General features: G+C 55.7%; 33 protein-coding genes, 1 other RNA gene and 1 pseudogene. 6 read left to right on the forward strand and 29 right to left on the reverse strand.

Annotated elements, in window-relative coordinates:
* Positions 1–13: 13 nt before the first annotated feature.
* Together C6A40_RS21615 and C6A40_RS21620 are read right to left on the reverse strand one after the other, a co-directional pair.
* Complete coding sequence (locus C6A40_RS21615; RefSeq protein ID WP_008502503.1) at positions 14–301, reverse strand: RnfH family protein; 288 nt, start codon at positions 299–301, stop codon at positions 14–16.
* Positions 291–728 carry a type II toxin-antitoxin system RatA family toxin gene (locus C6A40_RS21620; RefSeq protein ID WP_014832955.1) on the reverse strand — a complete coding sequence of 146 codons (438 nt, stop codon included), beginning with the start codon at positions 726–728 and terminating at the stop codon, positions 291–293. Before C6A40_RS21620 ends, C6A40_RS21615 begins: the two co-directional genes overlap by 11 nt.
* A gap of 156 nt (positions 729–884) precedes the next feature.
* Between C6A40_RS21620 and smpB the strand changes: the two genes are divergently transcribed.
* The 3 genes from smpB to C6A40_RS21635 all read left to right on the forward strand — a co-directional run bounded on the left by smpB (position 885) and on the right by C6A40_RS21635 (position 2429).
* On the forward strand, positions 885–1367 hold the full coding sequence (smpB, locus tag C6A40_RS21625) for an SsrA-binding protein SmpB (protein WP_008502505.1): 483 nt from the start codon (positions 885–887) through the stop codon (positions 1365–1367).
* An 89-nt stretch (positions 1368–1456) separates the two neighbouring features.
* Positions 1457–1820: a transfer-messenger RNA gene (gene ssrA, locus C6A40_RS21630) on the forward strand.
* Positions 1821–1946: 126 nt separating this feature from the next.
* The gene (locus C6A40_RS21635; RefSeq protein ID WP_114191393.1) at positions 1947–2429 is read left to right on the forward strand and encodes a hypothetical protein; all 483 of its coding nucleotides are present in this window, start codon (positions 1947–1949) and stop codon (positions 2427–2429) included.
* A gap of 26 nt (positions 2430–2455) precedes the next feature.
* On the opposite strand, the gene C6A40_RS21640 is transcribed toward C6A40_RS21635, so the two are convergent.
* The 27 genes and pseudogenes from C6A40_RS21640 to C6A40_RS21760 form a co-directional block, all read right to left on the reverse strand.
* Positions 2456–2674 carry an ogr/Delta-like zinc finger family protein gene (locus C6A40_RS21640; protein WP_023184674.1) on the reverse strand — a complete coding sequence of 73 codons (219 nt, stop codon included), beginning with the start codon at positions 2672–2674 and terminating at the stop codon, positions 2456–2458.
* A gap of 67 nt (positions 2675–2741) precedes the next feature.
* Positions 2742–3842, reverse strand: a complete 1101-nt coding sequence (locus tag C6A40_RS21645) for a phage late control D family protein (protein WP_114191394.1) — start codon at positions 3840–3842, stop codon at positions 2742–2744.
* Complete coding sequence (locus tag C6A40_RS21650) at positions 3839–4324, reverse strand: phage tail protein (RefSeq protein ID WP_013098780.1); 486 nt, start codon at positions 4322–4324, stop codon at positions 3839–3841. Before C6A40_RS21650 ends, C6A40_RS21645 begins: the two co-directional genes overlap by 4 nt.
* Entirely contained in the window at positions 4321–7101 is a 2781-nt protein-coding gene (locus C6A40_RS21655; RefSeq protein ID WP_114191395.1) for a phage tail tape measure protein, read from the reverse strand. The genes C6A40_RS21650 and C6A40_RS21655 overlap by 4 nt, the downstream gene beginning before the upstream one ends.
* The gene (locus C6A40_RS21660; RefSeq protein ID WP_000763315.1) at positions 7094–7213 is read right to left on the reverse strand and encodes a GpE family phage tail protein; all 120 of its coding nucleotides are present in this window, start codon (positions 7211–7213) and stop codon (positions 7094–7096) included. Before C6A40_RS21660 ends, C6A40_RS21655 begins: the two co-directional genes overlap by 8 nt.
* 14 nt (positions 7214–7227) lie before the next feature.
* Complete coding sequence (locus C6A40_RS21665) at positions 7228–7530, reverse strand: phage tail assembly protein (RefSeq protein ID WP_001528658.1); 303 nt, start codon at positions 7528–7530, stop codon at positions 7228–7230.
* Between the two features lie 54 nt (positions 7531–7584).
* Entirely contained in the window at positions 7585–8100 is a 516-nt protein-coding gene (locus C6A40_RS21670) for a phage major tail tube protein (protein WP_024552851.1), read from the reverse strand.
* A 9-nt stretch (positions 8101–8109) separates the two neighbouring features.
* The gene (locus tag C6A40_RS21675) at positions 8110–9282 is read right to left on the reverse strand and encodes a phage tail sheath protein (RefSeq protein WP_045334072.1); all 1173 of its coding nucleotides are present in this window, start codon (positions 9280–9282) and stop codon (positions 8110–8112) included.
* A 251-nt stretch (positions 9283–9533) separates the two neighbouring features.
* A complete protein-coding gene (locus tag C6A40_RS21680) occupies positions 9534–9953 on the reverse strand; it encodes a tail fiber assembly protein (protein ID WP_114191396.1) in 420 nt (139 codons plus the stop codon).
* A gap of 1 nt (position 9954) precedes the next feature.
* The gene (locus C6A40_RS25335; RefSeq protein ID WP_239991064.1) at positions 9955–10599 is read right to left on the reverse strand and encodes a gp53-like domain-containing protein; all 645 of its coding nucleotides are present in this window, start codon (positions 10597–10599) and stop codon (positions 9955–9957) included.
* Positions 10600–10791: 192 nt separating this feature from the next.
* Positions 10792–11769 (reverse strand): annotated as a pseudogene (locus tag C6A40_RS21685) (phage tail protein); the annotation flags it as partial.
* Positions 11766–12371: a phage tail protein I gene (locus tag C6A40_RS21690; RefSeq protein ID WP_114191397.1), complete on the reverse strand. Its 606-nt coding sequence runs from the start codon at positions 12369–12371 to the stop codon at positions 11766–11768. The pseudogene C6A40_RS21685 and the gene C6A40_RS21690, both read right to left, overlap by 4 nt.
* Complete coding sequence (locus tag C6A40_RS21695) at positions 12364–13272, reverse strand: baseplate assembly protein (RefSeq protein WP_058657796.1); 909 nt, start codon at positions 13270–13272, stop codon at positions 12364–12366. Before C6A40_RS21695 ends, C6A40_RS21690 begins: the two co-directional genes overlap by 8 nt.
* Positions 13259–13618 carry a GPW/gp25 family protein gene (locus C6A40_RS21700; protein ID WP_058657797.1) on the reverse strand — a complete coding sequence of 120 codons (360 nt, stop codon included), beginning with the start codon at positions 13616–13618 and terminating at the stop codon, positions 13259–13261. The genes C6A40_RS21695 and C6A40_RS21700 overlap by 14 nt, the downstream gene beginning before the upstream one ends.
* Positions 13615–14193 (reverse strand): phage baseplate assembly protein V, encoded by a 579-nt coding sequence (locus tag C6A40_RS21705; RefSeq protein WP_058657798.1) that lies wholly within the window; start codon positions 14191–14193, stop codon positions 13615–13617. The genes C6A40_RS21700 and C6A40_RS21705 overlap by 4 nt, the downstream gene beginning before the upstream one ends.
* Before the next feature lie 68 nt (positions 14194–14261).
* The gene (locus C6A40_RS21710; RefSeq protein WP_058657799.1) at positions 14262–14708 is read right to left on the reverse strand and encodes a phage virion morphogenesis protein; all 447 of its coding nucleotides are present in this window, start codon (positions 14706–14708) and stop codon (positions 14262–14264) included.
* A complete protein-coding gene (locus C6A40_RS21715; RefSeq protein WP_058111945.1) occupies positions 14701–15132 on the reverse strand; it encodes a phage tail protein in 432 nt (143 codons plus the stop codon). Before C6A40_RS21715 ends, C6A40_RS21710 begins: the two co-directional genes overlap by 8 nt.
* A complete protein-coding gene (lysC, locus tag C6A40_RS25340) occupies positions 15095–15343 on the reverse strand; it encodes an Rz1-like lysis system protein LysC (RefSeq protein ID WP_223151184.1) in 249 nt (82 codons plus the stop codon). Before lysC ends, C6A40_RS21715 begins: the two co-directional genes overlap by 38 nt.
* Positions 15228–15656, reverse strand: coding sequence for an Rz-like lysis system protein LysB (gene lysB, locus C6A40_RS21720; protein WP_161958639.1), 429 nt, complete (start codon positions 15654–15656; stop codon positions 15228–15230). Before lysB ends, lysC begins: the two co-directional genes overlap by 116 nt.
* Positions 15653–16030 (reverse strand): DNZ54_00345 family protein, encoded by a 378-nt coding sequence (locus C6A40_RS21725; protein WP_058657801.1) that lies wholly within the window; start codon positions 16028–16030, stop codon positions 15653–15655. The genes lysB and C6A40_RS21725 overlap by 4 nt, the downstream gene beginning before the upstream one ends.
* Positions 16031–16034: 4 nt before the next feature.
* Positions 16035–16544 carry a lysozyme gene (locus tag C6A40_RS21730; protein WP_058657802.1) on the reverse strand — a complete coding sequence of 170 codons (510 nt, stop codon included), beginning with the start codon at positions 16542–16544 and terminating at the stop codon, positions 16035–16037.
* A complete protein-coding gene (locus tag C6A40_RS21735; protein WP_000171565.1) occupies positions 16525–16740 on the reverse strand; it encodes an HP1 family phage holin in 216 nt (71 codons plus the stop codon). The genes C6A40_RS21730 and C6A40_RS21735 overlap by 20 nt, the downstream gene beginning before the upstream one ends.
* Before the next feature lie 3 nt (positions 16741–16743).
* A complete protein-coding gene (locus C6A40_RS21740) occupies positions 16744–16947 on the reverse strand; it encodes a tail protein X (RefSeq protein WP_000868184.1) in 204 nt (67 codons plus the stop codon).
* Positions 16947–17411: a head completion/stabilization protein gene (locus tag C6A40_RS21745; RefSeq protein WP_058657804.1), complete on the reverse strand. Its 465-nt coding sequence runs from the start codon at positions 17409–17411 to the stop codon at positions 16947–16949. Before C6A40_RS21745 ends, C6A40_RS21740 begins: the two co-directional genes overlap by 1 nt.
* 93 nt (positions 17412–17504) lie before the next feature.
* Entirely contained in the window at positions 17505–18155 is a 651-nt protein-coding gene (gene gpM / locus C6A40_RS21750; protein WP_058657805.1) for a phage terminase small subunit, read from the reverse strand.
* A gap of 3 nt (positions 18156–18158) precedes the next feature.
* Positions 18159–19220 (reverse strand): phage major capsid protein, P2 family, encoded by a 1062-nt coding sequence (locus C6A40_RS21755; RefSeq protein WP_013098795.1) that lies wholly within the window; start codon positions 19218–19220, stop codon positions 18159–18161.
* A gap of 16 nt (positions 19221–19236) precedes the next feature.
* Complete coding sequence (locus tag C6A40_RS21760) at positions 19237–20070, reverse strand: GPO family capsid scaffolding protein (protein WP_058657806.1); 834 nt, start codon at positions 20068–20070, stop codon at positions 19237–19239.
* 142 nt (positions 20071–20212) lie between these two features.
* Here C6A40_RS21760 and C6A40_RS21765 point away from each other — a divergent pair, with 142 nt between their 5' ends.
* The 3 genes from C6A40_RS21765 to C6A40_RS21775 are packed head-to-tail and all read left to right on the forward strand — an operon-like array spanning position 20213 to position 23756.
* Positions 20213–21979, forward strand: coding sequence for a terminase ATPase subunit family protein (locus tag C6A40_RS21765; protein ID WP_114191398.1), 1767 nt, complete (start codon positions 20213–20215; stop codon positions 21977–21979).
* Entirely contained in the window at positions 21979–22704 is a 726-nt protein-coding gene (locus C6A40_RS21770; RefSeq protein ID WP_058657811.1) for a terminase large subunit domain-containing protein, read from the forward strand. The genes C6A40_RS21765 and C6A40_RS21770 overlap by 1 nt, the downstream gene beginning before the upstream one ends.
* Positions 22701–23756, forward strand: a complete 1056-nt coding sequence (locus tag C6A40_RS21775; RefSeq protein ID WP_023226466.1) for a phage portal protein — start codon at positions 22701–22703, stop codon at positions 23754–23756. The genes C6A40_RS21770 and C6A40_RS21775 overlap by 4 nt, the downstream gene beginning before the upstream one ends.
* Positions 23757–24040: the final 284 nt, after the last annotated feature.

Consider the following 24040-nt stretch of genomic DNA (forward strand, 5'->3'; position numbering starts at 1 on the left):
GGAGAAGAAAGCGCTACTTACTGGCCTTCTCCGCGCGCTGACGACGCAGCTCTTTCGGGTCGGCAATCAGCGGACGATAAATCTCCACCCGGTCGCCCTCTTTCAGCACATCGCCCAGCTTCACCGGACGGCTGTAAATCCCGACCTTGTTCTTCGCCAGGTCGATATCGCTGCGAAGTTCGAGGATGCCGGAAGCACGGATGGCCGCCTCAACGGTCGCCCCCTCCTCCAGCGTCACGCGCTGTAGATACTGCTTCTCCGGCAGCGCATAAACCACTTCTACAGCAATCTTATGCGACACTGTAAACCTCTTTGGCGCGGGTGGTGAACGCCTGAACCATATTCGATGCCAGCTCTTTAAAGATGCGGCCAAACGCCAGCTCAATCAGCTTATTGGTAAACTCGAAGTCCAGATGGAACTCAATGCGGCAGGCGTCAGCGCTCAGCGGCGTAAACTTCCAGCCTCCCATCAGGGTCTTGAACGGACCATCCACCAGATGCATCAAAATGCTCTGATTGCTCGTCAGCGTATTGCGGGTGGTGAACGTCTTGCTGATCCCCGCTTTGGAGACATCCACCGCCGCGGTCATCTGCGTCGGGCCGGATTCCAGAACGCGGCTCCCGGTGCATCCCGGAATAAATTCTGGATAAGACTGAACATCGTTCACTAACTGATACATTTGTTCCGCGCTGTAAGGCACAAGCGCAGTACGGCTAATCTGAGGCATAGCATTTCCCATGGTCACACAACGGACAAATAATAACATTTATCACCTGTTAAAAAAACGCTAAGCCTCATCTCGTGCTAAGATAGCGCGTTAGACCTCACAGGACGCAATGAGGTGACTTTTTGAAATCAGATTACCGACGGCTTTACGACACTTATGACGAAGAAAAAAGCACATAAACCAGGCTCGGCGACCATTGCGCTCAACAAGCGTGCTCGCCACGAGTATTTCATTGAAGAAGAATTCGAAGCTGGCCTTGCGTTGCAGGGATGGGAAGTAAAATCGCTGCGCGCCGGGAAAGCCAACATCGGCGATAGCTACGTCATCCTGAAAGATGGCGAAGCCTTCCTGTTCGGCGCGAATTTTACGCCGCTGACCGTCGCCTCTTCACACTACGTGTGTGACCCAACGCGCACGCGCAAATTGCTGCTGAACAAGCGTGAGCTGGAATCCCTCTACGGACGCATCAACCGTGAAGGTTTCACTGTGGTCGCCCTGTCGCTGTACTGGAAAAACGCCTGGTGCAAAGTGAAAGTTGGCGTCGCGAAGGGTAAAAAACAGCACGACAAACGTACTGACCTGAAAGAGCGCGAGTGGCAGCTGGACAAAGCGCGCATTATGAAAAACGCAGGACGTTGATTCTGCACACTTATTGTACTATTCAATAAGTTAGCGTTCCGGGCTGGTATCCAGGAAGTGAAATCTGGTATACTCAGTTCAACACTATTGGGGCTGATTCTGGATTCGACGGGATTTGCGAAACCCAAGGTGCATGCCGAGGGGCGGTTTGCCTCGTTAAAAGCCGCAAAAAAATAGTCGCAAACGACGAAAACTACGCTTTAGCAGCTTAATAACCTGCTCTGAGCCCTCTCTCCCTAGCTTCCGCTCTTAAGACGGGGATCAAAGAGAGGTCAAACCCAAAAGAGATCGCGTGGAAGCCCTGCCTGGGGTTGAAGCGTTAAAACTAATCAGGCTAGTTCGTTAGTGGCGTGTCTGTCCGCAGCTGGCGTGCGAATGTAAAGACAAACTAAGCATGTAGTACCGAGGATGTAGAAATTTCGGACGCGGGTTCAACTCCCGCCAGCTCCACCAAATAAAACAAGGGGTTACGTGAAAACGTAGCCCCTTTTTAATTTGTAGTGGCGGCAAAATGGCGGCAGCCACTTTGCCCACCGTTCATCAACGTCTGTAGCCGTTTATGTAATAAAGGTGATTCACATGGAAGAAATGCATTTTGTTTACATCAATGCTAATGCACGCATTGGTGCACATTCGATAAGTAATATTAGCCACAGCGATAGCCACATTCAGGGGATATGCCAATCAACTCATTCGATTAGGACATTTCGTAAGGATAGAATCATTCAGGAATTCTCATCAGCAGATGAGGCTCAACAGTCCTGCCAATCTTTCCTCCCTGAGAACTACCTCCATTTAACCAAAATAATTAAGCCCAAACCCCTCACTTTTGATGTCTGCTTTACAGGTTTCAAAAAGGCAGATAAAGAGCGTTTGATTGAAGTTGCCGAGGCGCACAGCCTGACCGTAAGAAGTTCAGTTACTCAAAATCTGCAGATGCTCTGTTGTGGATACAATGCTGGCCCTTCCAAAGTAAATGCTGCACGTATGAAGGGAACGATCGTCATTGATGAGGAAAGTTTTGTGCATTTTATAGAAACGGGTGAAATTCCTGACGCATAAAAAACCTGCCGCAGCAGGTTCTTGATTTAAAAATTCATGTGCCCTTGACCACCCGGCGTAGGGTGTGGTGGGGCATTGTTAATTATTGTCGGCGTAACGATAAACCTCACTACCGTTTCATGGGTGACAAATGTGCTGCCGCAATTAATGTTCTGGCACTGGCAGTAACGCTCCTTCGTGCTATCAGTAACCTGAAAGCTGCTCCGGGTGTGTGCCGCATGTCCACACTTTGGGCAATTCATCATTTTTTTATTCTCCGCCACCATTAAAATCTCAATAATGATACACAAAGAATCAATATTGAGAACTTATTTATTCCATTTCTAAATCATCAATTTTGACCTCCAGCTCCAGACTGGTAGTAAAACCATTATCCGGGCTGACCGTATGCGTTAACGTTGTAATGGTCCATTCGGCATCGTCGATAGGCTGCTTAAAGCCGCTCACCTTTACTGGCATTTCGGTGTAGAGATCTGCCCGCCCCTCTGCGAGCTGCAGGGAGAAAGACGCAACACCACGTTGCAGACGCTCCCACTGCATTTTTGCCGCACGCTCAGCATTGCTGCGATTTGCGTAAGTACGGTTAAGAACCAGCACGTTTTCATCCGTTCCCACCAGATAATCACCCTGTTTTGCTTCCGGCTCTTTGGGTGTGGTGGTTTTCTTCCGGCGGCGCTTAACCCGGGTTGTTTCTTTTTTCTTGGGTTCGCGGGTATGCAGCCAACTGGCAATTACACCGGTATAAGCACCACGATCAGCCAGGGTAAAACGATGACCGTCACCGGCTTTACGTTCAATGGTGATAACCGGCAACAGCTTACCGCTCGCCGTTCTTCCCTGTCCCTGCCTGATAAACAGCAGGTTTCCATCCTTAACGGAAGCAATCGCCCCATACTGGCGCGCCAACTTCATCAGGAAACTGGCATCGCTTTCATTGGTCTGGTCCATGTGATCCAGCGCCTTGTCCGTCAGGTCTTTACCCAACGCCATTTTGAGGTTATGCCGTGCTGCGATTTCCGTTACCACATCGCCAACGGTTGTCTGGTGCCATGACTTTTCGCGCCGGGTATTGAGGGTTTCACGGAAATCAGCGCTACGGGCACGGAGAGTCAGACGATCAGGAGCACCGCTGTGCTCAATCTCATCCACCGTGAATGCCCCTTTTGGGAAAAGCGGCTGGCCCTTCCATCCCAGCGCCAGCTGAATAACGGCACCACGTCGCGGCAGAACTATCTGCCCGTCGGCGTCGTCCAGCTCCAGATCAAGCTGGTCAGCCTCAAAACCCCGGTTATCGGTCAGCGTCAGTCTCATAAGGCGCGCGTCCAGCGCGGTGGTCACATCCTTACCTTCAATGGTGATACTGAAAGCCGGTCTTTTGCCGTTCAGGTCAAAAAGATCAGAGCTAAAATTCACTGCAGCAACCCTCCAACCGTATTTTTAATATTACCTATCGCAGACGTTGCAGAGTCCTGCAGGTTACTAAGCTGATCGCTGAGACTGCCGAACATATCAGACAGCGACTCATCAACCCTTTTCAGGGTCAGCGTAAACTCAATACGGCGAGGCATTCCGCTTTCAAAAAATTCCGTTTTTGTCTGACTCAGGCTCTCGATCACAAACATGCCGTAAATGGTCCCGCTTCCCTCAATCAGGGGCCATGCTTTGCCCAGCTCTGCCATTTGCTCCAGCGCGAGCAATGAGAGCCTGCCCCCGGTGACTTCCGGCAGCAATACGCCAGATAACGTCAGCGAGTCATTATCCGGGCCAAGAAACTGCGTTGATGGTCGGCGGTTCACCCGGCTGTTGGCGGCGTGTCGCCAGCTTCGCTGATACTGCAGCTCCTGATACGGCACTGTACGCAGCATGAAGACATATAACCCCAGCACCATCATCATGAATCATATCCCCCTTGATCACTGAAACTACTGCGCGCTTTAGCCCTGGCTTTGCGCTCGCGCTCGTCAAGCTGCCGCGCGACTTCGCGGGCAATATCCTGCGCACTCTGCCCTGGCTGGGCAGTGATATGAATGGGCGCATTAATCTCATAACGGATCACTGGCGGTACGCTGGCAGATTTCGCAGGTTGACTTTGTTTGTATGCCATTGCCGGCAAGCTGTACGGATGCAGAGGTGCAGCCTCCGCAGGCGCTGCCGCTACGCCCATAACACCTGCAACGACGGAAGCCAGCGCGGCAGTGCGCCGTCTGCTGGTAACATTTGCGGGACCGTTCACAATTTCTGGGCCGTTCTCCCCAACGATGCCAAACTGACCACGCGGGATCGTGCCGCCATTGTCATACATTCCGGCAAACGGAACCGCAGCAGCCGCTGCTCCACCAACCACCTGCACCTGTGCTTTGCCTTGTGTTTTATCATTTCCGGTCATCCAGTCAGGCAGATAATCGGTGACTGAGGAAAGCTTGCTTTTAAGAGTCTCCCATTTGGCATTAATCCCATTGAGAATACTGTCAATAATGGCGCTGCCCATGTCCTGAAACTTCGCAGGAAGCGCGGCAACATCAGCCAGGATCGAATTCCATTTATCACTGATGGCCTGCCTGACACTGGCCCATGCCTCAGACACTCCGGCCTTAATGGCGTCCCAGTTTTTGGCAATCAAGCCCGGCAGGGTGTAATTGAAAAACAGGGATTTGATACCTTCCCATGCTGCGCTGGCTTTTTCTTTAATCCATTCCCATGCAGCGCCCGTGGCGCTACAGACCGCATCCCACATCGCTTTGAACTTCGGCCCGAGCGTGTCCCAGTTCTGCCAGATGTAGATGGCTCCCATGGCAATCAGCCCGATCACCGCCAGAATGGGGTTTGCGAACATCAGACGCCCCAGCCACACGATCCCCTGCCCCACGGCCCCGATGGCCTTTCCAATCAGCCCGAATGCTGATGAAAATTTCAGCCCCAGCACACCTGCACTCACTCTTACGAGGGCAACCGGCCCCAGCACTGAGGCCAGAGCCAGAGAAAGCGCGCCCGTAGCAGTCGCAACAACGGCAAATCCCGCCGCCAGCTTAAACAACACAGAAGTCAATTGCGGGTGTCGCTTAACAAAGCCATCCAGACCTGACGCCAGTTCCCCCAGCCAGTCAGCCAGCTTTTTTAATGCCGGGGCAACGGTTTCACCGATACTCGCCATCGCATTTGTAAAGGAGCCTGTCGCGGCTTCCCATTTGTTGCCGAGGGTATTCAGGGATGCATCTACGCGTTCACGTAGTGATGCCTGGTTTTCAAGTTTAGCCGCCGTTTCTCTGTATCCCTCAATCCCTTTATTGATCATGATGTTCAGAGCCTGAAGGGTTTCAGCATCATCACCAAAAAGGGTATTAATAACGGACTGTCTCTTGCCATCGTCAGTAATTTTTCTCAGCTTCTCCAACTGCGCATACAGGTTTTCCAGGCCAGCAAACTGCCCCTTATTATTCTGAAAACTTAGCTTTATCCCCGTTCCTGCCAGCGCGTCGTTTGCCTTTGCAATCTTTTTATTGTTCAGGGTAGCCTGAAAAATCTTGCGGTAGGCATTACCAGCAGACTCTCCCGCCATGCTCGCCTGATCAGCCATCACCAGAAGAGGGGCAAATGTCTTAGCCGCGTCCAGCCCCTTTTTATGAATAATGTCCATCGCGCTGCTGATTTTTGAGAAACCCTGCAGCATATTCTCTGAGTCCACCCCCGCGTAGAATCCTTTCTGGATCACGTCCATCAGATTCATCATGTCTTTTTCGGAGGTCTGAGTAGCATCTTGTAACTTAGCCGCAAACTCAGCTGCTGCAGTGGGAGCCATCTGTAACTGCACGCCAAGATAAGCTGCTGACTCTCCCAAGCCGCCCAGGATGACCTGCGCCGACATACCCTGACGGCGTAGCATAGTCATCATGTTCTGAAAGTCGGCTGTTGTTCCCGGCAGCTTATCGCCCAAAGCAACTGCAAGCCGGTTAATTTTTTCAAATTCAGGCGCTACCTTTCCGCCCGGTCCCATCATTGAACCGGCGAGCTGATTCGCTGCATTTTCTGATTCTGAATAGGCTTTTACTGGAGCCAACAACGTCATGCCAGTAGTTACCCCAGCCGCCATCGCCCCTGCACCATTACCTGCCAGAGAGTTCCTTAACTCGCGGGTCTTTTCTGCCTTGGCTTTGATAGCGTTGAGCTTTCGCTGACGCTCGCCAACTTCACGCAGCCTGCGCTCTTGTTCAGCTAATTGTCGGTTATACCGCTCAGTTTCCCTTGCAATCCGCGCCGTCTCGCGCGCTCCGCCCCCAGCCGATAACCCCAGCCGATAAAGCTCAGCCCTGGCTGCCGCCATTTGGCGAGTTTCCTGTTGCTGTTTTTGTTCAAGACGAGAAACAGCACGCCACTGAGCTTCAAGCGCCTGCGTTTGTTTTTTTGTCGGGGATTCCAAAGATGACATTTCGCGCGTCATCATTTGAGCGCGTAGCCTCGCCTGATCCAGTTCGGCACCAGTACGGCTAACACTCTGAGTTAGCTGGTCGAAGGATTTAAGCTGACCTCCAGCATCACTCAGCTTTTTAATCTGTTCGCGGGTTTGTCGAATAGCTGATGCCAGCTCCTTAGAGCCAGCCTGTGCATTTTTAAATGGGCGGGTCAACTTATCCACCGCCCCCAAAACTACCTGCAGTCGCAGGTTATTATCACTCATCGCTGGCCCCGCTTCGCTGAATTGCCTTATGCCGCCACTCCAGCACATCAGTCAGCGGCATAACGTCAGTGATGGACGGCGACCAGTGAAAGATGGTGGCAATGTCTGCCACCAGGTCATCAACCGTCAGGTTGTCGGCAAATCGGCAAGCACCGACTTCGGCAACAAAAAAGTCACCACCTCTACAGCCATTGCTGTCAGATCGGCAGGGTCCAGCTCTGCCATTTCCTGCGCGGTCAGCGTCGGGGTGGAGATACGCGGGATCACAGTCATCATCGCGCCCACGTCCATATCCATAATGGCCTGCAGACGGGTGCCACGCAGTGCGCCTGACTGCGGCTTGCGCAGCACAATCTCGGTAATTTCAGCTTTACCGCGCATGATGGGGGTATCCAGTTTTACGGTCTTTTCAGTCAGTTTGTCGCTCATGTTCGTTTCCTGTTAATGAAATACTGGCGCGGCTGCCCGCGCCGTTAAGGTTAATCAGAGGCCGAGGGCGTTGCGGTGTTCTTCCATCAGGTCCACGCCGTCAACGATTTCAACCATGTTGACCAGATCGACCTCATAGAGCACCTCACCGTTAATGGTCAGCTTCGCGTAGCTGTTGGTACTGCTGACTTTGGTGGTGCTGCTCTCGCCGGTTTTCCACTCGCCGGAATCCACTTCTTTATGACGCCCGCGCACAACCAGCTCAACGGCCTGCACTTCGCCGGTATCGTCACGCTGAATGGAGCCGGTGAAACGCAGCTGGATGCCGTCAACCGTGGCTTTGCCCATCTGCTTGAATAACAGCAGTTCGGTGCCGCCGATTGAAAATTCCGTGTCCAGTGCGCCGTCATCCAGCCCCATGTCCACGTCCACCGCACCCGGCATACCGCCGCCGCGATACTTCTCAAATTTGCGGGTGAATTTCGGCAGGGTCAAAGACTCAACGATCCCCTGCCAGTTGTTCCCGTCGTTGAACAGGTTCAGGTGTTTTAACTTGCGTGGTAAAGCCATGATGTCCCCTTACGCGCTGACCTGGCTGGAGAAATCCAGCAGGTACTGATCGGTGATGCGCTGGCGCAGCATCAGGTTTTCAAGCGGCGGCACCGGCGTGTAGTCGTAGTCGATAGTGAGCTTCCCGGCTTTCAGGGAGTCTTTATCGTTCACCGACTCATCCAGCCAGCAGTCTGCGCCGATAATGTAGCCCTGCGTTTTCAGGCTGCGCAGCTTGGCGCGGATACCTTCGATAATGTCACGGGCCAGCGACGGGTTAAGCACGCCATCCACCGCCCACATGTGCGCTTCTGCGATGGTGTCAGCCAGCACCTGCGCCGTGCGGGTGTAGTTCTCAAAGGCAAACAGCGGATCGTCACTGAGACAGCGGGAACCCCAGAAACGGAAGCCGTCTTTGCGGATAAGCGTGGTAACGTCATTCTGGTTGAGCAGTCCCGCATCGGTTGCCGGGTCCTGCAGATCCCAGAACACATCGGCGGAAATGCCGGTGACGCCGTTCACGCCCACGTTGGACAGGGTTTTGTGCCAGCCGGTCTGCTCGTCAATTTTGGCACGCAGGCCGAGTGCACGCGCAGAGGCGTAAGCCGTCGCATCTGCATTCAGCACGGTGTCAAAGTTGATGAAGTCAGGCCAGATCAGCATCCCCTCGCGCTGGCTGAAATTGTCACGGTAGGCAATCGCTTCTTCCACCGTTTTGCAGCCGTAGGCGGACAGATAGGCAAACCCGCGCAGGCTCTGCGCCACGCTCAGCAGCTCAGTGGCAACTGCCTGCGTGTCGTGTCCCGGCACGCCGAGGATGCGCGGCTTGACGCCCAGCTGCGACTGAGCCGAAAGCAGCGCTTTCATGCCCGTTTTTTTACCGTCAGCGGTCACGCCGCCGATAATGTTGGAGGTGGTTTCCGCTTCGGTTTCGCCCTGTGCCACGCGCACAACGACGGTCACGGGTTTAGCCTGGTCTGCAATCGCATCCAGCGAACGGGCCAGTGTGCCGGACTCGCCCGCTTTACCGCTGGCGGTCAGCACGTCGGTCAGCAGGACCGGCTTGTTGAGGGGAAACATAGACGCATCAGCATCATCGCCGGTGCAGACCATGCCCACGATGGCGGTGCTCACCGTGGTAATGGATCGGGTGCCCTCGTTGATTTCAACAACGCGCACCCCATGGTGGTAATCCTGAGCCATAAGGCAGTCTCTCCGGTTTACAGGGGGTGTGCCTATGTTCTGGTTGATATGCACGCGGCGCACGCGCCGGGCTATGTATGGTGAATAGCACAATTGATATTGACAAAAAATGATGGTTAGCAGCGCATTTAAATTCTTTGAAAGGTTCGTTTCTAACTGAGGCGGGGAGGAGGCAACGAAAGACGATGTATCTTAGATGGAAAAATACCGGGTATTGCTGATGCGCGTTGATACAGCAAAACCCGGATGGTTTAAACCTCTGGAGAGGCAGGCCAGACAACCTTATCAGGGGCTGTTAGCACATCAACCGACTTAACCTCATTTTTATAAGCCATCCAGGCTGATAGTTTGGACTTGTCTGTTTCGCTGATTTCATCGAGCATCAGCTCAGTTCTCCAGTCACGCATTACATCATCTGCTTGAGTAAGGAGTTGCTGGCGCTCAATTTGGAGGGCCTGTATAAGCTCTTCCCTGGTTGGTGGAGGTACATCCACCCAGCAAGGCATTCCTTCGACATCAGTACCTCGCATTTTTCCCTGAGGTGGGTTGACCGTGAATTTAAGATATACTTCTTCGCTGACCTCAACAAATGAATCGGGCCACGAATTTGCAGCCTCGTAATCATCTCGCATTGATAATGGGTAGAACAAACCTTTTGAATATGCGTACATATTAGTATCCTGTGGCAACCCAACTGATGGAAGAATCAACCCTTGAGCCGGCGAAATTCCATGCCTGCACTGTAAAACCGGTTTTCCCAACTCCAGAGAAATTAATAATCACCGGAGTGATATTATTATTACGTTCGTTTGATGTAATTGATGTACATACGTTCGGGAATGGTATAGGGAATGTCACATTAGCACCGATTGTTGTTGTGTTTCCTGAACCCCACTGAGTAATAATCCCTGTACTCTCATCTTTATGCCAACCATTCACAGCGAGACTTGCTGTATTTTTTTTGTTGAACCCATTATCAATGTATGACTTCTGGGTTGCGAGCTGGTTTGCAATGTACTTTTTCAGGCCAACGCCATCCCCCCATGCACTACCCTGAAGATTTCCGGTCTGGTCTAGCCAGGCATTGGAACCACTATAGACATTCCCACCTGCCTTTAAGTCCCCTGTTAATCCAATTTCCCCGGTACGGGTATTGAGATAGATGCGTGTAATCTGATCATAAGTGCATGGAAAACCGATACCATTCCATGAGGCGAGTTCAATATTATTGCCTGAAAACCCTGCGTTATCCGCAGAAGAATGACGTAAAAAGTAGGTGTCATTATCAAGAATTAATGCCCCTGACAATATGGTCATGTAACCGACAGACTTAATGCCAGTATTAGTCAATTCAGCAATTTTTTGATTGTTTGCGTAAATGCCAATTACACCGTCTGATTCAAAGATAAAACCACTATCTGAATCACCGATATTGATGGCAGGTTTCGAACCATCAAACAAGCCTGCGCCTAATGTACCAATACTGATACGCTTTGATGGGTTCAGGGTTTCGTCTAAACCAAGGTACTGGATAAGGTCTGAAATACTTTTGCCACTGATGCTTGTCAGCGTGGCATCCAGTGGCTGTTTGCCTGCTAACGCATTTGTCATGGTAGTGGCAAAGTTAGGATCATTACCCAACGCTTCCGCCAGCTCATTCAGCGTGTCCAGCGCCGCCGGGGATGACGCCACCAGTTCCGCAATAGCTGATTTCACAAATGCCGTGGTGGCAACCTGCGTATTGTTGACTGTCTGCGCAGCAGTGGGTGCCGTTGGTGTTCCTGTCAGAGCCGGGCTTGCCAGTGGAGCTTTCAGCGCCAGCGCGTTATTTAGCGCAGTGGCCACCGCCTGCACAAACGCTGTGCTGGCAATCTGTGTGGTATTGGTTCCGGCTGGCGCAGTGGGCGCTTTTGGCGTGCCTGTAAGCGTCGGGCTTTCTTTCGGCGCGTATTGCGTATGGGGATCGCTGGCGGCGGTATGCTTTGCCATCAAATCATCCACATACACCTTCAACTCCAGCACCTTGTCATCCACGTATTTGCGGGTTGCCAGCACGACTGCAGGGTCAATTTTCAGGGTGATATTATCGGTACTGCTGGTAATCAGCACCATGCGCACGGTCTGCGTACGCCCGCTCCCCTCCGCCAGCTGCGGCTTGTAGCTCTCAGGGCAGTTGCCGACGGCAATCAGCGTGCCGGTATCGTCGAACAGCCCGACTTCACGAATCCACCAACCGCCCTCTGTTTCAGGTATCACCTGCTCAGCTATCACCTGGCTGCTGTTCTGCGGATCGATATACAGCATATTCAGAGCTGCACGGCGTTTTTCACCGACCAGCTTTGTCTGTTGTGCGTTTGGCGTTGGCAGCACGCCGCCGCCATCACCCACCGCCATCTGTGTAATTTTCAACGGGACACCGAGCGCGGCGGCGCTTGCCAGTTTCGCCGCGCCGATATCCGTCAGCAGGGTATAAAATTTTGCGCTCATGGATTCACTCTCATTGTGTCAATAACATGGACCGCTCCGCCCTCGTAAGCGGCGCCGCCGGAAATAATGGTTTCGTTGATATACGGGTAGATCGTGATTTCTTCGCCGGTGTAGGTAGCTGCGCCCACAAAATAGGGGCCACTGGTCTGCAGGTTGATGGACATGCCGATCATATGGCGGCTGCACGGCTTGGCGTCACCGATCAGGCGCTCCAGCTCCAGATAGGTTTCTTCCGTGATGCCCTGGTCCTGCACGCCAATGTCCAGGCGAAACGTGCCCGGCGTCTCGCCGGTCTGCCACCACTCAATGATGCGGATCAGGAAGCCGAACGGCTCCACCACGCGCCGCACAGCGCTGGTTGTTCCCTTGTGCTGATGGATATAGAAAGCATCCTGCACTACACGGCGCTTGACGCTCTCCGTCCAGCTTTCGTCCCAGCGGTCAACGGAAAACGCCCACGCCAGATACGGCAGGAAGCTGACCGGACACGTTGCAGGGTTCCACAAGTCGCGCAGCGGCACCTGCAGATCGGAAATCCCGCTGCAGGTCTGCGCCAGTCGGCGCTCAAGCGGCGATGAACCGGGCGGCAGCAGGCTATTCATCCGTGCCCCCGTTGGTCACGCTCCATTCCGTACAGGACGCCGCCTGCGTCTTATCCAGCACAACATCTGCAAGCGGGGAGGCCAGCTCCACACGCTGGACGCCCTCTACATGCAGCGCGGCATAAATGGCGCTGCGGCGGATATCACGGCCCAGCCGCGTCTGACTGGCGATGTACTTCTGCAGGCTGGCTTTTGCTGCCGCCATCACCGGCTCAGCTTCCGGCCCCGGATAAAGAAAGATCGTCGCATCGACGCTGTACGGGATTATTTCGGCGCTGCGCACCGTCAGGCGGTCTGCCACCGGGCGCACGTTCTCGCTGTTAAGCGCCAGCTCCACCACCGCCAGCAGATCAGCCCCTGCCGTACCGTCACCCTCACGGCTCAGCACGGTAAGCACCACCTCCGCCGGTGCCGGGCTGGTTGCGCTGGCATCTGCCACGCGCCCGTCCGCGCTTTTGGCGTGAAACTCATAGGCCGCCGTCGGTCCTGCAACGGATAATCCTTCAAACGCAGCCGGAACACGCAGGCGCAGCGCCTCATCGCTTTCCATGACGGCAGCAACCGGCGGCACCGCGTCGTTGTCAGCAGGCGTTACCGTCATGCGCTTCACGTTGTAGTTGGCTGCCAGTTGATCGAGATCGCCACCGAGGGCATACGCAACCATGACCGCCTGCGCGGCCTCATTGATACGCTGGCGCAAAAGAATTTCGCGGTAGGTGCTTTCCTGCAGCAGCTTGGTGACGGGTTCAGATTCCAGCGCCAGCGTGCGCCGCACCGCGTCCTGCTCATCAACCTGATAAAGAGCCACAAAAGCAGCCTTGCGCTCAGCAAGCAGCGTCTCAAAATCCGGCACGTCCACTATCTGCGGCGCGGGCAGCTGGGAAAGGTCAATCACTGCCATTGTCTGCTCCTGTAGTTACCGAAAGGGAAACCGGCGCGCCGTTGTTGCGCTGCCCGGTAAGCTCAACCACCATGGAGCCGTCAAAATCGCTGCTGATGGTGATGGAATCCAGCGTAAGCCTTGGTTCCCAGCGACTCAGGGCCACGTAGACCGCAGACATTACCTGCAGGCGTAGCGCCGGATTCTGCGGCTGGTCAATCAGGGCGGACAACAGGGAACCATATTCCCGACGGGCAATCCGGCTGCCCTGTGGGGTCAGCAGAATATCCCGCACTGACTGGCGCAGATGGTCCGTATCAGTAATGGCCTTACCGTTGCCCTGGCTCATGCCGATATACAGCGTCATACCGGGCCTCCTGACGTATCGCCGCCGGACTTCACGCCAGTGTGACCGTGTTTATCCACCACGATCCCGTTGGAACTCATCGCGCCGCCGCCCTGGGTGACGCCGCCATTGATCACCACCTCGCTGTTAATGCGCGTGGTACCAGCCTCCACCACAAACTCACCGGTTTTGAGGGTGATATTGTCCGCCGCCTCGATCACCATGGATTTGATACCCCGGACATGCCACCGCCCGGTGGCGGGTTCATACTCAAACCAGCCGCCGTCCGGGTACTCCGTCACGCAACCGTCCACGGAATCCGACGGCGGTGCAAACTGATTGGAATAGATGGCAGGCAACGCAAAAGCGGTTTCCAGATTGCCGCCCATGCTCAGCACCACCACCTGCTCATCCGGCGACGGGCACCACCATGTACGGGCACCACCGGCACGCAGCGTCAGCCAGTTAATCCAGTTGGTTTCAAGCTCGCCCACTCTCACCCGGCACAGCCAGTTTTCCCGGTCCACTTCGGTCACAGTGCCGGTGCGGATCAGGTTGGTGATAAGGCGCATGATTTCGGTTAGTTGTGCATTCATAACGAAAGGTTGCCATCAGAGGGAAAAGGGAGGCAGCGCGGGCGCTTGTGCCAGCGGTGGCACAAAGATCACCCCGCCAGCCAGCGCAGCAGAGTGTCACGGGTAATGGTTTCCACCTCATCATTCACGCCCAAAAGGCGGCGCTCTGCGTAGCGGACCTCCGGGCCTTTTCGGCTGACGCGATCCCGCAGGCCGTAATGGTGAACACGGGCAATGCGCTGCACCTTGCCATCAAACTGCACGCTGGCGGAGTCCGCACTGGCGGTGGTTTTCAGGTATTTTGCGGTGCGAAGCTTTGCAAACATCTGGCGTTTGATGCGCCCCTTCTTGCTGCGGGCTGTCACCCGGCGCGGCTCATAACCGCTGCCGTCAGGATTACGCTGCAGCCTGATGTTCTGCTGCTGCGTCCGGCGCAGCTGTTGCGCCAGTTGCCCCATCATACGGCTGCGTGCAGCAGGCTCCAGATTTGCCAGCAGCGCCGTCAGCCAGTCATCCACCCTCTGCAGCTCATCCACGTTTCACCGTCCACATTTCTTCGGGTTCGTCCGGCTCCGGCACCGCTTCAACGCTCGACACGCTGCCGTCAGTGCTGACCAGCACGCGCTCCGTCAGTTGCAGGTTCAGGCTGATATCGCACACATCGTTGCGCAGAATATCCACTTCAAAGGTGAACAGTTTTTCGCGCAGATCCGGGTTGTTGATGGCGTCCGGCTGGCTGGTACTGAGCCACAGCAGCACAGGAGCCATCAGCAGATTCTGGTCGCCGCTGAAATCCTCGATCACCACGTTCAGGGTGTAGCGGTATTCCCATGACATGGAGCTGGCACCGGTTGCCACCAGTGAGCCGTTATCAACGAAAAGGTGCAGCTTGTCCGGGTTGTCCCGGACATAGGCAACCGCTTTATTCAGGGCGCTGCGTAAGGACTGCGGTTTGTTCACTGTCTCGCTCCTGACACGCAATAATCGTGTCCACTTTGTCAGCACAGACCGCCCAGGCGGCCTCGGTTTCATCCAGCACCGCATTCAGATCGCCGTTACTGCGCGGCGCTGACCTTTCCAGGCGGCACTGCGTCACTCTGGGACAGCCACTCACGGTAAGCTGCACCTCCGGCGAGGGCCGGACGCTCCCGCAGCCGGATAATGTCAGCAGGCAAAGGAGTATCAGCCCAGCGGCGCAAATCCTCATTTTCACGTTTCAGTTCCTCGATCCGGTGCTGGCGGCTGCGCAGCAGTGCGGTGGTCTGTTCCGCTGCTGCATAAAGCCGCGTCTGCTCCCGGCTGTTGGTTTCGGTCAGAATGGACAGGCCGATCAGCTGGCTGTTTTTCTTCGTCAGCTCCTGCATTTTGCTTTTCAGCGCCGCGCCCTGCGTTTCGATGGTGTGGCTGGCATTGTTAAGCCGCCACGACTGCCAGCCCAGCGCCGCAAGTGCCAGCGCCAGCACTACCGCCAGCGCACGCATCAGGCCGCCATCGGCTCATGAAGCTGCGCGCGGGCAATCTGATACAAAACCAGCGTCAGCAGGTAAAACACCAGGGTGATCACCCATCCCGAAAACGCCAGGCACAGAACAATAAGCAGCCTGATTACCCATGTACGCACGGGTTTTACGGGGTACGCCCTGAATTTCAGCAGTGCCACCCTGACCTCATCGCGCGCACGATCTCCGGCGAACCACCCGACAGCGCACAGCGCAGCGAGCAGCCAGGCGAGGAAGCATGACACCCAGACAGACGCACCAACCAGAACCGGCGCACCGCTGCGCGGATACAGCAGACTGATAACCAACAGCGCAGCCCATGCCAGCTGGAAAAAAACACTCATGACTTTCTTTTTCATTCCGTTATGCTCCTTTTAAGCACCAGGCCATTTCCCGCGCGCGGCGGTTGTCCAGCCCCTGATTAAACACACCTTTGACATACACCCAGCGCGGCAGCTGATGGCAGGCATCCGCCCAGCGCCGCTGGTTCAGCAACTTAACCAGCGTGGAGCTGCAGGCGTTGCCGGTGCCCACGTTGAAAGCAAACGACACCACCGCGTCATAGACCTTTTGCGGCATCGACTGCACCACACATTTATCCAGCGCCCGCTCCACGCGCAGCACGTTGGTGATAAGTCCCTGCGCCGCCTGCCGCTCCGTGATGGTTCTCCCCGGCACCACACCGGACGTATTGCCGATCCCGTCAGTCCACACGCCCGCGCTGCACTGATAAGGCTGCAGGCGGCAGCCCTCGTAATCGGCGATCAGTTTCAGCCCCTCGACAGAGGTATGAAGCGACTGAAATCCGGGCAGCGTGGCGGCGATAGCCAGCACGGCCCCGACAAGGCAGCGCTTAACGATTGAAGGATTCATATTCCCCCCGCGAAATCTTGCCGCCACGTAACAATTTGAAAGACTGGTGTTTGTAGTACCAGTTGATAGCCAGCATCAGCACACCAATCAGTACGCCGCCAACCGTTGACGCATCCTTGAGCGACAGATCGCCCAGCCATGCCAGCAGCACGGCGATGCAGTAAGTGATAAAGGCGCTGATTCGTTCAAGCGTCATAATTCAGTCCCATAGCTGGACGGTCTGCGCCGTGGTTGACGCCGTAATGTCCGGCAGCTCCACCTGCAGCCCGTGCGGTAAAAATGGGCCGTACTCAGCCAGCCCCGGATTTGCCTGCAGAACCTGCTCAGTGACACCCTGCGTGCGCCCGTAATGACGCCAGCAAAGCGCGTCCACCGTGTCATACTGATGCGCACGCACTTTCATCAGATAAGCTCCACCGTACAGTGCGGTGCATCCTGCACCCGGCTGATGGCCCAGCGGGCATCACGCCACAGATCGCCACTGGCCTCCGCCAGCTCCTCCCCTCGCTTCACGCCTGACGCCGTGGCGTCATAGTCCTGATAACGCTCATTGAGCACAGCGCGCGCCCAGCAAAAAACGGCGTTGTGGTAGTGCTGGATACGCTCGCTTTTGCCGTCCAGCATTTCTGCAGGAACCTCAGCAAGTGTCCGCCAGCCCAGCACCTGCTGACGGTTGCGGAAGTCGAACAGCTCAGCATTAACCTCAGAAATAGCCGTCAGCACGACCTGCTTTAAACGCGGCTGCGTCACCGTGCCGTCAGTGCGCATCACACTGCGGAATTCTGACAGGTCCACATCAGGCCAGAACGGCGTATTTTTGATGACCTCCGCCTGTTCCGGTGCCTGTTCGGGCGCAACAAACTTCATGCAGCTTTCTCCTGAATAAGTGGGCGGTGGACGGGGTTTTGATGTGGCAGAGCCTTTCGCCACCCCGTGCCGCCCGTGCGCGGGGCACGTTCTTTAGCGGCTGTCATTGCGCAGTCTGCGCTCCAGCTGCTGCTTTTCTTTTTTCACGCCACAGCGGGGATCGAGCTGCAGGGCATGGGTAAGGTGATTCAGGGCAGATGCCGGGCTGCTTTCGCTCAGTACAGCGCCGATGGCTTTATGCAGGCGCGCCCGCGACTGGTCCGGCATATCCAGATCGGTTGTCAGGTCCAGCGTCTGCAGGAGCAGATCGGCATCAAAACCGGCAGCGGCAAGTAGAGCGCTTTGTGCCGCGTCAGCCATTTCTTCTGCCAGCACGGTCTGCACGTTACGGTTGCCCAGCGGCATCACCCAGCCATGACGCAGCGCATGACGCGCGATTTCCAGCGCACCGGCATAATCACCGGCGTCAATACGCCACAGCATCACGTACATCAGCACGTCATCCTGCTGCGCACCGCCGGCAGCCAGCACGCCGTCCGCCCAGGCGGAATATTTCGGCAGCAGTTCCACCTTGATTTCCGCCTTTTTCACCGTGGACTGGACGCCCTTGAGGCGGCGGCGGTCTTCTGCCAGCTGCAGCAGCATCAGGTCATAGCCCGACGCATGGCGAACACTGCCGCCCTCACGGGCGGCCTGTTCGGCCTGAATGCGCAGGCGGTGCTGCCGTGCGGGACTCAGGCTCATGCGTTATTCCCCACCTTCCGGTGCGGCAGGCGCGCTGAAATCACCGATTTCGATGTTTTCAACCAGCGCCGCGCAGCGGTAGTCCTCGACCACATACGCCTCGTTGACGGATTCAAAGTTTTCAATCCGGTCACGTTTCGGGTTATCGATAACAGAACGGCGGCGGGTGTCTTCCTGCCAGTAGATGGACAGGTTATCCAGACGGGTGATCAGCAGGGCATTTGCCGGGAAGTAAGGCGCGCGCACAGCCTGCAGGCCGCCCATACGTTTCTGGCTGATGATCAGATCGGCGGCGATTTTCTCGCTGTTGTCCTGCTCTTTGTTGACCAGCGGGAAATACTTGTCAGACAGCAGTTCACGTCCGCAGACGACAACCAGATCGTCATCATCCTGATAAACCGCGTCGATCAGCTCGTTGACGGCATCCATCACCACGGCGTCCAGGTTGGCATAGTCGCCCCCCTTACCCACCTTGACCGCGCCTGCAGTTGTTGCGCCGTCTTTTGTTGTGCTGCCCATGACGTGATCCGGCGCGTCCTCGCGGATTTTCTGCAGCCAGCCTTTATTGACGTCCTGCAGCAGCGGGTTTTCAGCACGATTGGAGGTTTTGGCGCGCTTCACGCCGTTAAAGCCGATCATGATGCGGTCCAGCGCCTGACGCTTGACGATGGCGTTGCGGATACGCACCTGGAAGTCCTGGAATTTCGCCCACAGGTCCAGTTTTGCGTAGGTCAGCACCGTATCAAAGTTGGTCTGCTCGCATTTGTATTCCACGTCTTCCATCAGCGTCGGATCGGTAGGCTCGCGCTCTTTGGTGGTGGTATCGGTGGTTCCGGCAATGGTGCTGCCAACGCCCAGCCCCAGCAACTGACCGGACTGCTCAGTGACCGGCGTGATGTTAATCAGCGTCAGAAAAGCGGCAGACTGCTGGATCTGGTCTTCCAGCGTCTGCTGCACGGACGGCTCTACGGTGAACTTACTGGAGAGTTCTTCAATCTCCACACCGTTCAGGCGCGCCAGCTGCTGCAGGTAAGCGTTAAAGGCAAAGCGGGTTTTCTTTTTCATCGGGTTTTATGCTCCATCAGCAATTGGTCAGGGTGCCTGCCGGTGCGTCACCGCCCGGCGCGCGCTGGCGGTAGTCTTTACGGCTGTCTTCGCTGCTCAGCTTTTTCTCAAGCTCGGCAAAGGCGGTCTGCTGCTCCTGCATGGAGGACTCCAGCTCAGAAAGGCGCTTGTCCTGTTCGGACAGGGATTTATCAGTGCGTTCGCTCAGGTTCTGCTGCTCGGTGGCGACCAGTTCCACGGCTTTATGCACATCGGAGAAACGCGCCTCATCGGTCTGCTCTTTTTTGGTGAACAGCGCGGTGACGCGGGCAAAGAGGGACGGCTTTTCGTCCTGGGCTTCTTCCAGTTCAATCAGCGTTTCAACCGCTTCCGAAAACAGGTTTTCAGGGTTCTGCTTACGGTTCGCCAGCGGGTTATGCGCGGCGCTGGCGCTGAATGCCAGCATTTCGGTGCCAAGGCTTGCCGGATCGTCCGTCGCACCCAGCCCCACAAGGTAGGCTTTGCCGGTGTCGGCAAACTTCGTGCTGACCTCCATGGAGGTGAAAAGCTTCTGGCCTTTCTTCACCAGTTCCACCAGGGCGTCCGTGGGTTCGATATCGGCATAAAGCGCCATCTTGCCCGCCAGCGGCCCGTCCTTGATTTCTTCTGCAACCAGCCCCGTCACCCTGCCGTAGCGGTTAAAGGTGCTGTCCGGCAGATAAGACTTGATGTGCTCAAGGTTAATCAGCGCGGTATAGACCGTCGGGTTATAGCTGGCAGCCATCTGTACCAGCCATTCACGCTGGATTTCGCGCCCGTCAGTGGTGGCACCTTCCACCCCGATACGGAAACGCTTTGCTTTCACTGTCATGAGCCGTGCTCCGTTAGAAATAACTTACTGGAGCCTTATGTTTGCGGTGATGGGGGGAGTGAAACAACGCGCGGCACTTGTACGGTAAACCACACAAACCGCAGCCGGGGAAAGCTGTCAGGCAAGGCCGTATGTTTGGGCCATGAACACGACACTGACCCCCGCAGACCTCGATCCCCGTAGGCAGGCCATGCTGCTGTACTTTCAGGGATACCGCGTAGCCCGCATTGCTGAAATGCTGGGCGAGAAAGTTGCAACCGTTCACAGCTGGAAGAAGCGCGACAAATGGGGCGACTATGGGCCGCTGGATCAGATGCAGCTCACCACCGCCGCACGTTACTGCCAGCTCATCATGAAGGAGCAGAAAGAAGGGAAAGACTTCAAGGAAATTGACCTGCTGGCGCGCCAGTCAGAGCGCCACGCCCGGATCGGTAAATTTAACGATGGCGGCAACGAAGCAGACTTAAATCCGAACGTTGCCAACCGTAACAAAGGGCCGCGCCGCCAGCCCGAAAAGAATGTTTTCACTGATGAACAGACCGAAAAGCTGGAAGAAATTTTCCGCAACGGCATGTTTGAATATCAGCGCCACTGGTGGCAGGCAGGCGTAAAACACCGCATTCGCAACCTGCTTAAATCACGTCAGATTGGGGCAACATACTTTTTTGCCCGCGAAGCGCTGATTGACGCCATCACCACCGGGCGCAACCAGATTTTCCTCTCAGCCAGTAAGGCACAGGCGCACGTCTTTAAGCAGTACATCATCGACTTTGCAAAAGAGGTGGATGTTGAGCTGAAAGGCGACCCGATGACGCTCAGCAACGGGGCGTGCCTGTACTTCCTCGGCACCAACGCCCGCACGGCGCAGAGCTACCACGGCAATCTGTATCTTGACGAATATTTCTGGATACCGAAATTCCAGGAGCTGCGCAAGGTTGCTTCCGGTATGGCCATTCACAAGAAATGGCGACAAACCTACTTCTCCACGCCGTCCAGCCTGACCCACAGCGCCTATCCGTTCTGGTCCGGCGCGCTGTTCAACCGGGGCCGCGCCAAAGCGGACAAGGTGGATATTGACCTGACCCACAGCAATCTTGCGCGCGGCGTGCTCTGCCCGGACGGGCAGTACCGCCAGATCGTCACCGTGGAGGATGCGGTGCGCGGCGGCTGTAATCTGTTCGACCTGGACCAGCTGCGCATGGAGTACAGCCCGGACGAATACCAGAACCTGCTGATGTGCGAATTTATTGACGATCTGGCGTCAGTGTTCCCGCTCAGCGAGCTGCAGGCGTGCATGGTGGACAGCTGGGAAGTGTGGGCAGATTTTCAGGCGCTGGCGCTGCGCCCGTTTGGCTGGCGCGAAGTCTGGATCGGATACGACCCGGCGAAAGGCACGCAGAACGGTGACAGCGCCGGGTGCGTGGTGGTGGCACCGCCAACCGTGCCAGGTGGCAAGTTCCGCATTCTTGAGCGGCACCAGTGGCGCGGGATGGATTTCCGCGCCCAGGCTGAGGCCATTAAAAAACTGACGCAGCAGTACAACGTGACCTATATCGGCATCGACTCAACCGGCGTCGGTCACGGTGTCTACGAGAACGTGAAAGCGTTCTTTCCTGCCGTGCGGGAGTTTGTCTACAACCCTAACGTCAAAAACGCCCTGGTGCTCAAGGCATACGACATTATCAGCCACCGCCGTCTGGAGTTTGACGCAGGGCACACCGACATTGCGCAGTCCTTTATGGCTATCCGCCGCGCCACCACCGCCAGCGGCAACCGCCCTACCTACGAAGCCAGCCGCAGCGAAGAAGCCAGCCACGCAGATTTGGCCTGGGCAACGATGCACGCACTGTTTAACGAACCACTGCAGGGCGAAGCCGCCAATACCAGCAACATTGTGGAGATTTTCTGATGCACTCAACCCCAACTAACCTCATGACTACCGCCATCCTGCCTGTAGTTCGCCCTTTCTTTGCTTACCAGCATGAATGGAACAGTGGCGCACACGGCAGAAACCGCGTGCTAACAAAAATGCGTCAGGCTGGCGCGGATTTCTTTTTTGCATACGAAGCCCTGAACGATGCACTGCATACCGGACGCAACCAGATTTTTCTGGGCTGCAATCCGGCATCAGCCCTGACAGTCAAAAACTATATGTCAGCTTTTTTAGGTGAGGCCGCAGCCTGGACGTACCCTGGAAAAATAAAATCAGGTAAAGCGCATCTTGAACTACCAAACGGTGCGGTTATTTATTTTATTGGGCCGGAAAGTCTCGCCGCCGCGCTCCATGGAAACGTCTACGTGTCAGAGTATGCCTGGGCTGACTCCCCAAAAAATATGATTGCGCTCGCCAAAAGCCTGTCCATGCACGCGCGCTATCACGCTACCTACTACACCACCCCAAGCCGCAACCCGGAGGCATGGCAGGAATACAAGAAGCTTATTGCCCGCAACAGCACTACCTGCATGACCTTTACCGCTGATGACGCTGCAGCATCCGGGGCAACGCTCGCAACCGGAGCCGCGCTCTTTGATGATGAATGGCTGAATGACATGAAAAAAGAGTTATCAGCAGAGGACTGGAAAATGCTGTTTATGTGCGAATGGCCCCAGGCTGACAAGGAGCAGGCGGCATGAGCAAGCGTAAAAACAAGAATAACCGCGCAGCGGTAGATCACAACGCTAAATCAGGCGGCGCTGCGGCGGAGGCGTTCAGCTTTGGCGACCCGGTGCCAGTGTTAGACCGACGCGAATTGCTGGACTACGTGGAATGCGTGCAGATGGATCGCTGGTATGAGCCGCCAGTGAGCTTTGACGGACTGGCGCGGACCTATCGCGCCGCTGTGCATCACAGCTCACCGATTGCTGTAAAGCGTGACATTCTCAGCAGTACCTACATCCCGCACCGCCTGCTCAGCCAGCAGGCTTTTGCCCGTTTCGTCCAGGACTATCTGGTGTTCGGCAACGCCTATCTGGAAAAGCGCACCAACCGACTCGGCGGCGTTCTCTCGCTGGAACCAGCACTGGCGAAGTACACACGGCGCGGCGTGGATCTCGACACCTACTGGTTTGTGCAGTATGGCCTGACCACGCAGCCCTATGAATTTACGCAGGGCAACATCTTTCATCTGCTAGAGCCGGATATTAACCAGGAGATTTACGGGCTGCCCGGCTATCTCTCAGCCATTCCGTCAACCCTGCTCAACGAGTCCGCAACGCTGTTCCGCCGGAAGTATTACATCAACGGCAGCCATGCGGGTTTCATCATGTATATGACCGACGCAGCACAGAATCAGGAGGACGTGAACAATATCCGCCAGGCAATGAAAAGCGCCAAAGGGCCGGGCAACTTCCGCAACCTGTTTATGTATTCGCCCAACGGTAAAAAGGACGGTATCCAGATCATCCCGTTATCGGAGGTTGCGGCGAAGGATGAGTTTCTGAACATCAAGAACGTGAGCCGCGATGACATGATGGCAGCGCACCGCGTACCGCCGCAGATGATGGGCATCATTCCCAACAATACCGGCGGCTTTGGCGATGTGGAAAAGGCCAGCCGCGTCTTTGTCCGCAACGAGCTGATGCCGTTGCAGAAGCGACTGCAGGAGCTTAACGACTGGCTGGGCGAAGAAGTGATCCGCTTTGAGCCTTACACGCTGGGACTGACAGAAGACAAGCGCAACGACTGACCTACCGCACCGCGACAACAAGACCACCTCTCACAGCGCCCCGGCAGCATTCTGCGGGGCGCTTCTTTTTTGCTGCCATTCCCTCACCCTCACCGATTGAAGCCGCCAGCGTGCCGGAGATTGCGCCGGATTTTTACCATTTCACCCCGTTGCGCGCGCTCGTATCCCCGCCACGCCTGCCCGCTTTGTGTAGTGGTTTTCATGCACCTGCATGACATAAGCAGAAGCCCGCCATTCCTGGCGGGCCTCAGCAAAAACGATCCTCAAACGATCATGCGGATTCA

Source organism: Enterobacter sp. GER_MD16_1505_Eko_090, assembly GCF_003331015.1.
In the GTDB taxonomy this organism is placed as follows: domain Bacteria; phylum Pseudomonadota; class Gammaproteobacteria; order Enterobacterales; family Enterobacteriaceae; genus Enterobacter; species Enterobacter roggenkampii.